General features: G+C 42.6%; 12 protein-coding genes and 1 pseudogene. 6 read left to right on the forward strand and 7 right to left on the reverse strand.

Features of this window, described 5'->3' with window-relative positions:
* Window positions 1-24 precede the first annotated feature (24 nt).
* A complete protein-coding gene (locus KHM83_RS12450) occupies window positions 25-747 on the forward strand; it encodes an alpha/beta fold hydrolase (protein WP_213237349.1) in 723 nt (240 codons plus the stop codon).
* 156 nt (window positions 748-903) lie between these two features.
* Here KHM83_RS12450 and KHM83_RS19880 read toward each other — a convergent pair whose 3' ends face one another.
* The 7 genes and pseudogenes from KHM83_RS19880 to KHM83_RS12480 form a co-directional block, all read right to left on the reverse strand.
* Window positions 904-1,407, reverse strand: a complete 504-nt coding sequence (locus KHM83_RS19880; RefSeq protein WP_343213154.1) for a pyrroline-5-carboxylate reductase dimerization domain-containing protein — start codon at window positions 1,405-1,407, stop codon at window positions 904-906.
* Between the two features lie 39 nt (window positions 1,408-1,446).
* Window positions 1,447-1,719: pseudogene (locus KHM83_RS19885) on the reverse strand (NAD(P)-binding domain-containing protein); the annotation flags it as partial.
* Window positions 1,720-1,730: 11 nt separating this feature from the next.
* Window positions 1,731-2,819: a M24 family metallopeptidase gene (locus KHM83_RS12460; protein WP_213237351.1), complete on the reverse strand. Its 1,089-nt coding sequence runs from the start codon at window positions 2,817-2,819 to the stop codon at window positions 1,731-1,733.
* A 15-nt stretch (window positions 2,820-2,834) separates the two neighbouring features.
* A complete protein-coding gene (gene pruA, locus KHM83_RS12465) occupies window positions 2,835-4,460 on the reverse strand; it encodes an L-glutamate gamma-semialdehyde dehydrogenase (RefSeq protein WP_213237352.1) in 1,626 nt (541 codons plus the stop codon).
* 69 nt (window positions 4,461-4,529) lie between these two features.
* Window positions 4,530-6,914 carry a trans-4-hydroxy-L-proline dehydratase gene (gene hypD, locus KHM83_RS12470; RefSeq protein WP_213237353.1) on the reverse strand — a complete coding sequence of 795 codons (2,385 nt, stop codon included), beginning with the start codon at window positions 6,912-6,914 and terminating at the stop codon, window positions 4,530-4,532.
* Window positions 6,915-6,916: 2 nt separating this feature from the next.
* A complete protein-coding gene (locus KHM83_RS12475) occupies window positions 6,917-7,816 on the reverse strand; it encodes a glycyl-radical enzyme activating protein (RefSeq protein ID WP_213237354.1) in 900 nt (299 codons plus the stop codon).
* 171 nt (window positions 7,817-7,987) lie between these two features.
* Window positions 7,988-9,430: a sigma-54 interaction domain-containing protein gene (locus tag KHM83_RS12480; protein ID WP_213237355.1), complete on the reverse strand. Its 1,443-nt coding sequence runs from the start codon at window positions 9,428-9,430 to the stop codon at window positions 7,988-7,990.
* Between the two features lie 231 nt (window positions 9,431-9,661).
* Between KHM83_RS12480 and KHM83_RS12485 the strand changes: the two genes are divergently transcribed.
* From KHM83_RS12485 to KHM83_RS12505, 5 genes are all read left to right on the forward strand, one after another.
* Window positions 9,662-10,210 (forward strand): helix-turn-helix domain-containing protein, encoded by a 549-nt coding sequence (locus tag KHM83_RS12485; RefSeq protein WP_213237356.1) that lies wholly within the window; start codon window positions 9,662-9,664, stop codon window positions 10,208-10,210.
* A gap of 51 nt (window positions 10,211-10,261) precedes the next feature.
* Window positions 10,262-10,993, forward strand: a complete 732-nt coding sequence (locus KHM83_RS12490; RefSeq protein WP_213237357.1) for an aspartate/glutamate racemase family protein — start codon at window positions 10,262-10,264, stop codon at window positions 10,991-10,993.
* Window positions 10,994-11,180: 187 nt separating this feature from the next.
* The gene (locus tag KHM83_RS19740; RefSeq protein WP_213237358.1) at window positions 11,181-11,516 is read left to right on the forward strand and encodes a cupin domain-containing protein; all 336 of its coding nucleotides are present in this window, start codon (window positions 11,181-11,183) and stop codon (window positions 11,514-11,516) included.
* Between the two features lie 11 nt (window positions 11,517-11,527).
* Window positions 11,528-13,570 (forward strand): hydantoinase/oxoprolinase family protein, encoded by a 2,043-nt coding sequence (locus tag KHM83_RS12500; RefSeq protein ID WP_213237359.1) that lies wholly within the window; start codon window positions 11,528-11,530, stop codon window positions 13,568-13,570.
* On the forward strand, window positions 13,571-15,328 hold the full coding sequence (locus KHM83_RS12505; RefSeq protein WP_213237360.1) for a hydantoinase B/oxoprolinase family protein: 1,758 nt from the start codon (window positions 13,571-13,573) through the stop codon (window positions 15,326-15,328).
* The last annotated feature ends 34 nt before the right edge of the window (window positions 15,329-15,362 follow it).

Genomic DNA, 15,362 nt, shown 5'->3' on the forward strand with positions numbered 1-15,362 from the left:
AAAGAGAGAGAAAGGCAAAACGGAATGACAATAGAACAAAAAGAAACCATTGTATTGATACATGGCGCGTGGGATACGTCAAAAACTTGGGGACGATTAACGCCATTTTTAGAGGAATATGGGCATCGCATTGTTGCGCTTGATCTTCCTGGACATGGTGAAGACGAGACTGAGATAAAAGATCAGACAATGAAAACATATGTGGACGCTGTGGAAAAAGCCATCCAAGCATTAGAAGGGCGAATTGTTTTAGCAGGCAACAGTATGGGAGGCACGATTATCTCTAATGTAGCAGAGCGCATACCGCAAAAAGTAAAAAAGCTGATTTATATTACAGCGTTTATGCTAAAAGATGGGCAGTCATTAAATGGTACAGACGGCAGCGGCATCATTCCGGTGAACTGGCGAGCGCATTCGGAAGATGGCCTTACTGCAAAATTTGTTGAAACGATATTTATTGAAGGTGATCGGAAGCAAACCATTAATAAGCCGCGTATAAAGCCACCGGTTATGTACGAGAGCATTGATGCACTTACGAGCAAAGTTCAAGTGACAGAAATGAATTGGGGACAGATTCCGAGATACTACGTAAAATGTACAAAGGATATCGCGTTACCGCCTCCTATCCAACAGCAGATGATTGATGCACTGCCGTGTCATGCTGTCTACGAAATTGAATCTGGCCATTCGCCACAGATTCAAAAGCCCGCAGAATTAGCAGAGATTATACAAAAGATCATTGATTAAATGCATAGTATTATAAGAAAAACACCTGATGTAATTTTCAAGGCCTACGGCCATAAAAGCACTCAGGTGTTTTTTTGTGTAGTAATCGGTTTGACATCACGAAAGCATAATGGTTTAAAAAAAATCAGTCTACAAATAGGATGCGGTGATTTACAATTATTGCTGTGTTTTAATGTCTTTCGACTTCATATAGCTGTTGGTGAAAGATTTAATAATAACCGATCGAATTTTGTGATACTCCATCTCATTGATGCCCTCAATGGTAATACCGGAAGGTGAACATACCAAATCTTTGATAACGGCAGGATGCTGGTGTGTTTCATTCATCATTTCGAGGGTTTGAATCATGATGTTTGAAATGGTTTGATAAGAGGGGGTTTCTCTTAAAAATCCAATATGTTCACTGGCATCAACCATGGCGCTTAGAAAGATACCTAAATATGCAGGAATAGAAGCATAGAGTGAGGCGAAGGCATCACAGACAGTATCGTCAATGTGTTCGATGGTACCAAGTGAAGTCATCAGCATTTCGATATGCTGACGCGCTTCGTCCGAGACTTTATTAAGATAGGCAATACCGGTATGGCTGTGAGCGCTCATAATATTGATGTTCGGTATAATGCGGACAACAGGATGCGACATAGATAAGGGAACATGCATGTCTAGCCAATCGCGGTCAATGCCAACAGTCGTTAAGAGCAATGGTGTTGCCTCTTTAACAAAGGGGAGCATCTGCTGAAGCAGATGTGCCAAATCATTATTTTTTACGGCAATGACAATGAGATCACTCGATTCGCAAAGTAATGCCAGCTGCTTAGGTTCGGGATTGATACCTGTGAGCGTTTTCAATTTCGATGGATTTCGATCAAAACATCTTAAAGAGTGATGCCCAGCTTTACGGCAGCCATGATAAAAAGCGCTGCCGATATTGCCAAGGCCTATGATTCCTATTTTCATAGCGTCCACCTTTCTTGTCTCGTTAACTAATCCTTGATAAGGATGTCTTTTGGATAATGCGTAATAACAGTCGGTGTTCCGTTTTCCATAATGACGATATCTTCAATACGAACACCAAAACGACCTTTGAGATAGATCCCGGGCTCAATCGTAAAGCACATGCGATTATCTAAAGGCAAAGTATTGTAGCCGTTAATGTATGGTCCTTCGTGATTGGCATAGCCAATGCCGTGTCCAAGTCTAGTAATAAACTGATTACCATAGCCTGCGGCTTCAATGACATGGCGGCCTGCCGTGTCCACATCGCAAGCTTTTACTTGATTTTTTGAAGCTTCAATGCCCGCCTCATTGGCAGATTTGACAATTTGATAGATTGCTTTCATTTCTTCAGTTGGCGTGCCGACGAAGACGGTGCGGGTAATATCGGAGCATAACCCTTTATAAAAACCGCCAATATCCATTAAGACGACATCACGGGCTTCAATTGTGCGATCTCGACCGCTATAATGCGGCAGTGCTGCATTGGGGCCAGTTGCGATAATAGCAAAAGCTGTTGTCATCCCTTGACTTTCGAAAGAAGCCTTTGTGAGATCAATGAGTTCGCCTTCTGTTACACCGGGTCTAATCGCATCAATAATCTGCGCCATAACCCAATCCGTTCGCTTAGAAGCTTCCTTGAGCATCTGAATTTCTTCATCGGTTTTGTGAAGGCGAATTTCTTCGAGTATGGAGCGGCCGTTAACGAATTGAATTGGCAATGCTTTTGTCATTTCAATGATATTAAAGGCACGGACTGTGGTATTGACTGCAATGATTCCCTGATCAAGTCCCTTGTCTTTAAGAACTTCTAGTAATGGTTCAGTAAATTGTACTTGATCATACCACGTATATACTTTATCGCTGGGCAGAATTTCTAGGACTTCATCTCGCGTCAGCAAGTTGCAGAAATAAAAGTAATCACCGTTTTGCTTGATGAACATGCCTTGAAAGCGTTCGCAGAAAAAAGGCAAGAAACCAAAGAGAAACTGAAGTTCTTCTGATGGTGCAATGAGCATGGCATCAATATGACGTGTTTTCATAATCCGGCATAGTTTGTCAATAAATAGATTATTCATAACATCACCTCGCATCTATTTGCCCATAAATGGGTAACGGTAATCTGTTGGCGGACAATAAGTTTCTTTGATTGTGCGAGCAGAAATCCATCGGTATAGATTTAGTTTGCTGCCTGCTTTATCGTTGGTTCCTGAAGCACGTCCGCCGCCAAATGGCTGTTGACCGACAACGGCACCTGTTGGTTTATCGTTAATGTAGAAATTACCGGCAGTCTGAGAGAGCAATTGTTCAAGTTCTACAATTACCTTACGGTCTTCTGCAAAAATAGCACCTGTTAAAGCGTAATCTGAGACATCGTTTAAAGACTCAAGTGTTTCAGCTCGCGCCTCATCTTCATAGACGTAGACGGTAAGTACAGGGCCGAAGATTTCTTCACGCATTGAAACGTAGTCCGGCTTCTTAGCGAGAATTAGCGTTGGTGCAATAAAATAGCCGACAGAGTCGTCATAAGTACCACCTGCAATAATTTCTGCGTCCTCTGATTGTTGCGCATCTTCAATGTAGCTGACGATTTTTTTGTAAGCCTTTGCATCAATGACAGCATTGACAAAATTTTCAAAGTTTGCAACATCCCCCATTTTTAGTTCTGATATCATTGTTTTTGCGCGATCGAGTACAGCGGCAGCAATACTCTTTGGCAGGTATGCACGTGAAGCAGCTGAGCATTTTTGACCTTGGAATTCAAAGGATCCCCTGACCATGGCGACGGCGAGTGCATCAATGTTAGCAGAGGCATCTGCAAAGATATAATCCTTGCCGCCGGTTTCACCGACGAGTCTCGGATAAGACTTATATTGATGAATATTTTCACTGACACTTCGCCACAGCGACTGAAAAACAGCTGTTGAGCCAGTAAAGTGAATGCCGGCTAAGCTCGAATGACTCGTACAAACATCAGTAATTTCAGCAGAATTGCCTGGAACGAAGTTGATGACGCCTTTTGGCAGTCCTGCTTCGATAAGAATTTGCATGAAAATATAGTTGGAATAGACAGTTGTACTAGAAGGTTTCCAGATAACACAATTGCCGAGCATTGCAGGTGCCGTTGGCAGATTGCCGGCAATAGCAGTAAAATTAAATGGCGTTATAGCATAGACAAAGCCGTCGAGCGGTCTATATTCTAAGCGATTCCACGTATCCTTAGTACTATTGGGCTGTTCGCTGTAGATTTCGGCGACATATTTTGCATTAAAACGCAAGAAGTCTGTGAGTTCGCAGGTTGAGTCAATTTCTGCTTGAAAAGCATTTTTGCTTTGCGTCAGCATTGTTGCCGCATTCAATAGTGCACGGTATTTTGTTGAAACGAGTTCAGCCGCTTTTAAGAAAATAGCGACACGGTGCTGCCATGGCATGGCTGCCCATTCTTTTTGAGCGGTAAGGCAAGCATCAATTGCGGCTTTTGTCTCATCAGTGCCGGCTGCATGGTAAAAACCGATCACGTGCTGGTGATCATGCGGCATCGTACAATCCTTTAAATTGCCGGTTTTAACAGCTTCGCCATTGATAATTAAGGGAATTTCGATTTTTTCTGCTGAAAGCGCCTTTAGTTTGGCTTCTAAGGCAATGCGTTCTGCGGATCCTGGCGCGTAGTCTTTTACGGGCTCGTTAACAGGGGTGTTCACGTTAAATAATCCATTCATTTTGAATCCTCCAATAAATTTTTGATCGTTAAATACGATTGATAGATTGACAGGCAATTAAAATGAGCATTAAAATGCCTGATGTTCAGTACGGTAAATAATTTCATCCTGAAGTGCCTTTTCCAAATTATTAAAGTGATCGGAGTAGCCAGCGACGCGAACGATGAGGTTCGAATAAGCTTCCGGATCTTTTTGCGCTTCTATCAGTAGTGCGCGGTCAATGATATTAAATTGAATGTGATGACCGCCTAATAGAAAGTAGCTTCGGACAAAAGCACTTAATAAATCAAGGCCTTTTTCACCGGCAACGGCATTAGGTGCGAATTTTTGGTTGAGTAAGGTGCCGCCGGTGATGGCGTGATCCATTTTTGAAGCTGACTTGATCACGGCAGTTGGACCATTGATATCTGCACCTTTTTCTGGCGAAATACCATCGGGAAGCGGGATATATGCTTTTCGACCGTTAGCACTGGCACGTGTGACACTGCCAAAGTAAACATGACAGGTGGTTGGCAGCATATCAATACGATAGACACCGCCACAGGCTGTCGGACGATTGGTAACGGCATCGTAAAAGAGCTGAAAAGCCTGCTGCATCAAATTGTCAGCATAATCATTATCGTTGCCGTATTTTGGCGTATGTTTAAGGACGCGCTTATGCAGCATTTCATAACCTTCAAAATTGTGATCAAGTGCTGTCATTAGCTTTTGAAGTGAAAAGTGCTGTTTGTCAAAAACATTGAATTTGATTGCCGAAAGACTGTCCGCAATCGTGCCAATACCGACGCCCTGAATGTAACGCGTATTATAGCGAGCGCCGCCATTATTGTAGTCCTTGCCGCTTTCAATGCAGTCGTCAACAATAATGGAAAGGAAGGGGGCTTGCATCTGCTTAGCAAATCGCTTTTCAATGATTTGATTGCCTTCTATTTTGATATCAATTAAATATTGCAGTTGTCTTTTATAACCGTCGAAAAGCGCATCAAAGGATTCGAATGTCTGACCGTTTTCCAGAATCTTAATTCCAACTTGTTCTTTTGTTTCAAAATCATAACCGTTGCTTAGTGTGAGCTCCAGCACTTTTGGCAAATTGAAGTAACCTGTTAGAATATATGCCTCTTTGCCTGCACAGCCGGTTTCAACACACCCGCTGGAACCACCGTAAAGTGCATCTTCATAGGATTTTCCGGCATTCATAAGCTCTTGGATGAGTTCTTCAGTATTATAGAAAGCCGGCTGTCCCCATCCCTTGCGTGAAATTTCACAGGCGCGTTTGATAAAGGCACTTGGTGTTTCGCGGTTGATTTGAACATTTGAACTCGGTTGCAGCAGTTTCATTTCATCCATAACATCTAAGATGAGAAAAGAAACATCGTTGACGCCGGATTCACCTGTGTTGGGGTTTAGGCCGCCCGTATTGATATTGGCGAAATCGGTGTATGTGGCGCTTTCTTTTAATGTGACGCCTACTTTTGGCGGTGCAGGTTGATTATTGAATTTGATCCAAAGACATTCGAGCAATTCCTGCGCGCTTTCACGCGTCAAAATCCCTTTGGCAACATCGTGCTGATAGAAAGGGTAGAGATACTGATCGAGTTTGCCCGGTGAAAAGGCATCCCACGTATTCAGCTCGGTCGTAACGCCAAGGTGGACAAACCAGTACATTTGCAGCGCCTGTGCAAATGTTTCGGGTTTGTGTGATGGTACGACACGGCAGTTGGCAGCAATGGCAAGCAATTCTGATTTGCGCTGTGGGTCATGTTCGGCAGCAGCTTTAGATTCTGCCATTTCGGCATAGCGTTTGCCGAGAAGTATGATGGCATCGCAGGCAATTACCATTGCTTCTAGTTGATCGCGCTTTTCAACAGCGTCGGAATCATTTAAATAATCGAGTTGTTCGATATGTTTTTCAATGCGTGCTTTAAAATCCAAAAAACCATTGTGGTACATTTTATCATCAGCAACAGTGTGTCCAGGTGCGCGTTGCTCCATAAATTCAGTAAAGACACCGGCCTTATAGGCTTTGTGCCAATCAGGCGTCATGTCGCTTAAGATTTTATGACGCATGGATTTCTCAGCCCAAAAAGGGATGATTTCCGATGTATGAACAGCTTTATCATCGTCGGAAACTTTGAATGAAATGTATTGGCGCTTAGACATGATGTCGAGATCTTCAAGTGTATGGCAGCATAAGTCGGGAAAAGTCGGCGCTGACTGCGGAGATTTTCCTTTTTCGCCTACGATGAGTTCGCGATCGCCAAAATAAAGTGTTCGAGTTTCCATAAAGCGCTTAAATGCCATAGCACGAAGGATGACAGGCGGTTTAACGCCCATGTACTTTTTATAAATTTCTGTGTATATAATGGCGCGTTCCATATCGAGACGCGGCTGTGTGCGTGTACTCTTTGCACGCAAATATTGTGTTCTTTTCGTACTGCCTCTGGCGAGTTCCATTATTAACCTCCAATATGTGTATGGTATCCGCTTTGAATGAATTTTTGCTGTATCGCTGTAAGCATTGCTTGATCTGGTGTTTCAAGTGATTCCCCAAGATATGGCATGCCAAGTTTCCTGTATTTATGTCCTGAGATATGGTGATACGGCAGTAAAAAAACATCTTTAACGGCAGATTGATTTAGAATGTAAAGGATTTTATTTAATTCTTCATCCGTTGTATTCAGTGGTTTGATGAGGGGGATACGTCCCCAGATAGTTACCGGCTGCTGTGAAAGTTTATAGAGGTTTTCTTTGATGATATCGTTATAGACACCTGTGTAATGGTGGTGTTTTTTTGAGTCGCCGAATTTTATATCATACATGAATAAATCGACGTAAGGCAGTATTTTTTCAAACTGCTCGTAAGGGACGTAGCCCGAGGTATCCACTGTGATATGAATATTCGCCGCTTTTAACCGCTTGAGAAGATCAATGAGATAATCGGCGTGAATGAGCGGCTCGCCGCCTGAAAATGTAACACCGCCGTCAGATGTTTCATAGAAAATACGATCTGCTGTCAATGCTTCATAAAGCGTATCATAGTCATAGGTCTTTCCGACGACAGCACGTGCACTCGACAAGCAGTATTCTGTACAGGTTTCACATCCCGTGCAACTGTTTAAGTCTGTTTTGATGCGATCTGCTTCAATGGCTATGCTTTTGGCAGGACATTGAGCAGCACAGGTGCCGCAATGCGAGCATTTCTGATTATCCCACATAATCTCTCTAGCGGCATTAATACTTTCAGGATTATGACACCAGATACAATTTAATGGACAGCCTTTAAAAAAGACTGTGGTTCGAATGCCCGGGCCGTCGTGAATGGAAAATTTTTGAATGTTGAAGATTTGATGTTCCATACATGCCTCTTTTCATTTATTCCAATTGGCATTAAGTATATGCAAAATGCGTGCCAAATAGGTTCGTGTTGTAAACGAAGCCGTTTCAATGACTTGATATGCGTTTGCAGAGATATCACATGAAAATGTAAAAAAATTCGTCTTAACAAAGACGAATTTTTTTACATTGGACTAAATATTATCAATATGGCGCTGAACACTAATTCCGTGCTGTTTCATTTTATAATGCAGTGTTTGTCTTGGGATTGACAGTCGTTCTGCTGCCTTGACAATGGCATAGCCTTCTGCGTTTAGCGCTTCTAAAATAATTGTCTTTTCAACGGCTTTCATACGTTCTTTAAGCGATTGTGAAGAAAGTGGTGCCGATGACATCAAGACATCTGGTTGTTTGTGAGATGAAGGTTTATCACTCGTTATGGTATGGCCGAACGCATTAAACGGCTCTTTCAGACAGCCGATGAAATCATCAGAAGTTAAAAGTGTATTAGAGCTCATGAGAAAGACGTGCTCAATGGCGTGCTTGAGTTCTCGGATATTACCCGGCCATTCGTACTGCATCAGCATTTGATAAGCACTTTTGCTGATGCTTTTCTTCTGATCAGCATAGCGTTCATTAAGGTTTTCTAAAAAATGGGCAGCAAGTACAGGTATATCTTCGCAACGTTCCTTTAGTGGCGGTATGTGAATACTTAGAACATTGAGTCTGTAATAGAGATCAGCTCTGAGAATGCCATTGTTAATGGCGTAATCAGGTGTAATATTCATTGCGGCGATGATTCGGACATCGACGGCACGTATTTTATCATCGCCAATTCTTCGAATAGAGCCGTCTTGTATCGCGCGGAGCAGTTTTGCCTGTATGGAAATATCCATAGCGTTTAATTCGTCTAGGAAAAGTGTCCCACCGTCGGCGAGTTCGAAAAGCCCGGGTGTATTTTTTGATCCCGTAAAACTACCGACAGTTGTCCCAAATAGAATACTTTCCAGCAGTGTGACGGGAATGGCGGCGCAATTTTGAACGATAAAGGGTTTGTCGCGGCGGTTGCTGAGATGATGAATGCTCTGAACGACGAGTTCTTTGCCGACGCCGGTTTCGCCATAGACGATGACAGGCGCATCATTGGCTGCGATCTTACGAACTTTAGATTTAATATCATGGATGGCATTGCTGTTGCCGATCATATGATCGACTTCTGAAAAAGCATAATCGCGATTTATTCCTTTGACCTCTCGAAGCTGATTTATTTTGTCATTAAAGGATCGAAATTTCTTAACGTCTTTTGAGATTTCAACTGCGCCGATAATGTGGCCGTTTTCGATAACGGGAAAAGTAGAGGAAAGAATGGTTTTTTCCTCATGACGGTAATTGTAATAATGCTGAATGTAATCAATGACGGGTTCACCTGTCTTGAGCACTTTCATGAGGGTACTGCTATTTTCGGTGAGTGCGGGAAAGAGTTCAAGCAGCGGTTTATCGATAGCGTCTTCGAAACTGAGACCGGCTTGATTATTTAATGAGGCATTGTAAAAGACGACTTTTGCCTGTACGTCGACGATGAAGATGCCATCGTCAATGTGACTTGCAATGGTTTTTAAAACGGCTTGATAGTCCATTGGAATTCCCCTTTACTTATGCTATGTTGCCGCATCATAATGATGCTGTTCAATACTGCAAAATGATGAATATTTATTCCCGATTTTGCAAAAAAGTTCGAAAAGTTTCTTTTTTGCATTGACAAAATGACATTAAGTTCATATAATTTACACAATATTAATAAAATTGAAGTACAGCTTCAATTATTGCACTTATTATACAACTTTTTTAGTGAAATTTGCAATAGGGAGGTGATTAATATCGATGATATCGGCAAAAAGCTGAAAAAAATCCGTACGGATAAGAACATCACATTGAAACAGCTTAGTGAAAAAACAAGCTTATCCATTAGTTTTATTTCACAGGTTGAACGCGGCGTGTCATCGCTGACAGTGACATCGCTTAAAAAAATAGCAGATGCGCTGGGCGTTAGTTTAAATGATGTTGTAACTTATAAAGAAAATGATTCTTACGCTTATAAAAAGGACCATCCTGTTTTTTTACGCATGCGCAACGATTATGCAAGTCATCAAATCGTCAGTGGAAAATTCGACGGCAAAAAACTGGAAGGAATCATTTTTACCATCGCAGCCAATACGGAAATGGATTCTTTTGCTCATGAAGGGGAAGAATTTCATTATGTAATTAAGGGAAAGGCAGATTTTTATATTGATGATGTCAAATATGTTGTTGAAGCAGGGGATACCATTCATTTTCCCTCGACCATTGATCATAAGATCTGCAATAGTACCGACGACGAGATTGTCATTATGTCTGTTTTGACACCCTCCCTCTTTTAGACCGGCCTACGTTCTAAAGACGGTCAACGGTTACCAAAAGGTGGTATGGAAATGCTGAAAATACTTTGGATTAATCCAGTAGGCACCGATCATTACGATGCACCATTTTTAGAAGGGTTTAACCAAATTAAGCGTGAGGATACGACAGTCGATGTCGTTTCACTGAAAAATGGACCAACGCATTTGGAGTTTATGTATTATGAAACAATGGTGCTCCCGGAAATTCTTTCAATCGTAATGAAAGCGGACCGAGAAGGTTACGATGCGGCCGTTATCGGTTGTTTTTATGATTTGGGGCTGCATGAAGCGCGTGAAGTGAGCGAAAAGATGGCTATTGTCGCGCCGGAAGAGGCTTGTACAGCACTGGCGGCGACAATGGGACATCGATTTTCAATTATTGTCACACGAGATAAGTGTGTGCCGCAAATGGCAAAAAATTTGGCGGAATATGGTCTGAATCACAAATTGGCATCATTTAAATCACTTGCTATAGGGGTGGACGATTTGCATCAGGATGATGAAACAACTTACAGGCGTATGCTGCAGTGTGCGAAAGAAGCGGTTGTGCAGGATGGTGCAGAGGTAATCGTTCTGGGGTGTACGATACAGTTTGGCTTTTATCAGCGGCTGCAGGAAGAGGTTGGCGTTCCTGTTATTGATGCGGTGGCAGCACCTTTTAAATACGCTGAATATGCCGCTGATATCAATCGGCAATTTGAATGGCGACACAGTAAAAAGTGTTATTACGAATCGCCAACAGACCTTGCTATGCAAATCAAATGAGCTTCTGACGTCAGATGAATCCGTATAGCAAGCAACAGATGAAGCAATATAGAGAGCTGTCATACAACAGCGGAAAGAAAAAAGTACTTCGGAAGACATTATAAGATATTTGAAACACAAGCGTATTACATTAAAAACAACAGAGCCATAACAGAGACACATCAAGCAGTACGAAAGGGATGATGACGTGAAAATTATCAATGAAAAGGATACGGCAGTACGAGCATTTGACTTATACGATATGCTCGATGCTTTTAGCGAAAGACTCGACACCTCAGAGGTAAAAATGGGGAAAGCAGTTATGAAGCCGGGGGTTCGTGTGCCAAAAGAAGGTATGAAACCGCATGTACAGGACGAATTTGCCTATATTATCAAGGGTTCGCTAAAGTCAGGCATTGGTGATCGAGAAACGACGATTTCAGCTGGGGATTTTAGTTTTATTCCAAAAAACACGCCCCATTGGTCCGAAAATATACTCGATGAAGATTGCGAACTCATTTGGATATTAGTCGGCGAAGCATAAGGAGGCAGTCAATGAAAGTTGCAACAGATATTGGCGGTACATTTACAGACATCGTCTATATTGATAAAGCAGGTGAAATCGGTGTTGATAAGGCACATACGACACCACCGAATTTTGAAAAGGGTGTTATTGACGTCATTGAAAAGGCGGGTGTTAACACAGCCGCTATTGAAAGTTTTGTACACGGTACAACTGTTATTATTAACGCACTGACAGAACGAAAAGGTGCCAAAACGGGTCTTATTACCACGAAGGGATTCCGCGATGTACTGGATATTCAGCGTGGTAATCGTCCCGATCTTTTTAATATGCGGTATAAAAAACCAGAATCATTTGTACCGCGCTATCTGAGACATGAAATCAATGAGCGAATCAATTATAAGGGTGAAGTGCTCACAGACCTTGATGAAGGCGATGTGCTGCGAGCCATAGCAGCATTAAAAAAAGAAGATGTTGAAGCCGTTGCCGTCGTCTTTTTACATTCCTATATCAATGACGAACATGAGCGAAAAGTGATCGATATGATTAAAGCGGAATGGCCGGAAGTCTTTGTGACGGGCTCTTATGAAGTGACAAAGGAATGGCGGGAGTACGAACGTACGACAACAGCTGTTTTAAATGCTTTTGTCAAACCCGTTGCAGCAAACTATATTGATAAACTCTACAATAAATTAGAGGCAATTGGCATTGCATCTCCAAAATACATCATGCAGTCAAATGGCGGGACGACGACTTTTGAAAAGTCTAAAGAAACACCAATCAACATGGTAGAATCAGGACCTGTTGCAGGTATTTTCGGTTCTGCAATGATAGGCAAGCTCGTCGGTAATGAAAAAGTAATCGGATTTGATGTCGGTGGGACGACGGCGAAGTGTTCTCTTATTGACGGCGGTGAAGTCAAAGTGACAACAGAATATAAAATCGACCAGACAGATCGTTTTGCAGGTTATCCGATTAAAACACCTGTTGTCGACATCGTAGAAATCGGTAATGGGGGCGGTTCGATCGCATGGGTTGATGAAGCGGGTTATCTTCGTGTCGGACCGCAATCTGCGGGGGCGCTTCCTGGGCCTGTCGCCTATGGTAAAGGCGGTTCACAGCCGACGACAACGGATGCCAACCTCGTACTCGGAAGATTATCACCAAAGAATTTCGATATGGATGTCAACATGGATAAAGTCCGTGAATCCGTTGATAACATAGTCGCAAAGCCTTTTGGAATCAGCACGGATGATGCGGCGCTCGGCATTGTACGCATTGCCAATGCCAATATGCTGAATGCATTGAAAATCATCTCCGTGAGAAAGGGCTATGATCCAAGAGAATTTGCAATGGTAGCCTTTGGCGGCGGCGGCGCGATGCATGCTGCGGCACTTGCAAAGGAACTCGGTGTCAAAAAAGTCATTATACCGCTGGCTTCGTCAGTATTTTCAGCACTAGGGATGTTAATGACAGATTTGAGACAAGACAATATCAATACATTTAATATCAGAATGGACCATATTGATTATGATGCCCTTGAAGCGAAGTGGCAGGAACTTGAGCAAGCTGCAATGGCAGATAATCTTACGAAAGGGATTGCGGCTGAAGATGTTGTCTTTGTCAGAAATCTCGATATGCGCTACTGGGGACAGGAACATACCGTTAAAGTTCTCGTGCCAAATAAAATGATTTCTGAATCGAATGTCGACGATATTATTCAGCGTTTTCATGCAGAGCATGAAAAGGCATATTCTTTTAAAATGGAGGATAGCATGACAGAAATCGTCAACCTCCATCTCGTCACACTTGGTAAGACAGAAAAAACAACTTTTAAAACCATAGATGCTTACTCAGAAGATACAGAAAGTGCTGTTAAAGAAATCCGCACCGTCCTCTTTGAGGCAGTAGGCAGCGTCGATACGAAAATTTACGATTTGGGCGCATTGTTGCCAGGTATGACAGTCAACGGCCCCGCCGTCATTGAAGAACGTTCTTCATCCATAGTCGTTTATCCGGATATGGTTGCTGAAAAGGACGTTTACGGCAATATCATCATTAACACGGAGGTATAAATGATCGAAAAAAACAATACGATGGATCAATTCACTTTAGACATTATTAAAGATTCGCTTTATGCCATCGGTGAAGAGATGTTTATCGCCGTGGCAAGATCATCAAAAAGTCCTGTTATTTATGAAACGCTTGACTTTGCATCTGCACTGACAGATGCAAAGGGAAACTTACTGACACAAGGCAATGGCGTTACGGGTTTTATCGGCCTCCTTTCTTCCATTGTCAAAGCGACGATTAACAAATTTGGCATCAGGAACAACATATTGCCGGGAGATGTATTTATCATCAACGATCCTTATATTGGCGGGGGTTCTCATCTCTCAGATGTCGGTATTGTAACACCGATTTTCTATCAGAATGAACTCGTTGCCTTTTCAGCCAATAAAGCACACTGGACAGAAGTCGGCGGTAAAGACCCGGGATCATGGGGCGTTGATACGAATTCCATTTTTCAGGAAGGGCTGCAATTTCCTTGTGTCAAACTCTTTGAACAGGGCAAGATCAATGAGAGTGTGATGGATATTATTCGCGGCAATGTGCGATACCCGGATCTTTCGATTGGTGACCTCTGGGCACAGATTGCCGGCAATCGTACCGGTGAAAAGCGATTTGTCGAGTTATGTGATAAATACGGCAAGACACTCGTCATGATGTCAATAGAAAGACTGCTGAAATCCAGTGAAATACTCTCAATTAAAGAAATTCAAAAATTGCCGAAAGGTGATTACTATGCAGAAGATTTTATAGACGATGACGGCGTTGGGCATGGGCCGTTCCTAATTAAAGTAAAAGTTACGGTTACAGAAGACAGTTTCATCTGTGATTTTACCGGCAGTCATCCGCAAGTACCGGGTCCGATTAATTCAACTTATTACGCAACAGTTGGCGCAGTTCGAACGATGTTTTTAGCGGCAACAAATCCGTCTCAGGATATTAATGACGGTGTTTTTAAACCGCTAAAAGTTATTGCTGAAGAAGGATCTATCTTTAATGCACAACGGCCTGCACCAATATCGACTTATTGGGAAAGCATGAGTTTTGCCAGTGATTTGATCTGGAAGGCACTGGCACCGATTTTACCGGATAGACTGACGGCAGGTCACTTGGTTTCAGTATGCGGTTTCAATATGTCTGGCATACATCCAGATACTGGAGAGCCCTATCTCAACGTTGCACCTAACCAAGGCGGATGGGGTGCAGGTGAAGGCATGGATGGTCAGAATGCGCAATTCTGTATCGGTGACGGAGAGACATACAATATTCCAGCGGAAGTCCTTGAAACGCGTTACGGTTTCATCGTCGAATCCTACAGCCTGCTTGCTGACGGTATGGGAAAAGGTGAATACCGCGGCGGCTCAGGCGTTGTGAAACGGTATCGCTATCTCAATGATGAGAATTATTTTACGGGTACCTTTGGCCGCAATAAATTCCTGCCATGGGGTATGAATGATGGCGGCGGTGGCTCAGGCAACCGATTTAGGATTATAAAGAAAGATGGTACGATTGATGGGCCATTCGGCAAGTATCCTCGTTACCCGCTTCGAGAAGGGGATTGTCTTGAAATGATTATGGGAACGGGCGGCGGTTACGGACATCCGTACAAACGACCAATTGACAAGGTACTCATGGATTATAAAAATGAGTTTATTTCATTGGCACAGGCAGAAACTGATTATGGTGTCATTATCAATCCAGATGACGGCGCTTTTATTGCACTGACAAAAGAGAGAGAAGCTTTCGGTGCAGCCAATCAATAACGGACGCATTTCACTTAAAATAAAGTATGAAGGA

It is taken from the genome of Fusibacter paucivorans, assembly GCF_018390735.1.
Taxonomy (GTDB): Bacteria; Bacillota; Clostridia; order Peptostreptococcales; family Acidaminobacteraceae; genus Fusibacter; species Fusibacter paucivorans.

Excerpts from the sequence above, each read along its gene's own strand:
- KHM83_RS12490 (WP_213237357.1), top strand. The coding sequence starts at position 10,262 with ATGCTGAAAATACTTTGGATTAATCCAGTAGGCACCGATCATTACGAT.
- KHM83_RS12450 (WP_213237349.1), top strand. The coding sequence starts at position 25 with ATGACAATAGAACAAAAAGAAACCATTGTATTGATACATGGCGCGTGG.
- KHM83_RS12505 (WP_213237360.1), top strand. The coding sequence starts at position 13,571 with ATGATCGAAAAAAACAATACGATGGATCAATTCACTTTAGACATTATT.
- hypD (WP_213237353.1), bottom strand. The coding sequence starts at position 6,914 with ATGGAACTCGCCAGAGGCAGTACGAAAAGAACACAATATTTGCGTGCA.
- KHM83_RS12475 (WP_213237354.1), bottom strand. The coding sequence starts at position 7,816 with ATGGAACATCAAATCTTCAACATTCAAAAATTTTCCATTCACGACGGC.
- KHM83_RS12480 (WP_213237355.1), bottom strand. The coding sequence starts at position 9,430 with ATGGACTATCAAGCCGTTTTAAAAACCATTGCAAGTCACATTGACGAT.
- KHM83_RS19880 (WP_343213154.1), bottom strand. The coding sequence starts at position 1,407 with ATGCATGTTCCCTTATCTATGTCGCATCCTGTTGTCCGCATTATACCG.
- KHM83_RS12500 (WP_213237359.1), top strand. The coding sequence starts at position 11,528 with ATGAAAGTTGCAACAGATATTGGCGGTACATTTACAGACATCGTCTAT.
- KHM83_RS12460 (WP_213237351.1), bottom strand. The coding sequence starts at position 2,819 with ATGAATAATCTATTTATTGACAAACTATGCCGGATTATGAAAACACGT.
- pruA (WP_213237352.1), bottom strand. The coding sequence starts at position 4,460 with ATGAATGGATTATTTAACGTGAACACCCCTGTTAACGAGCCCGTAAAA.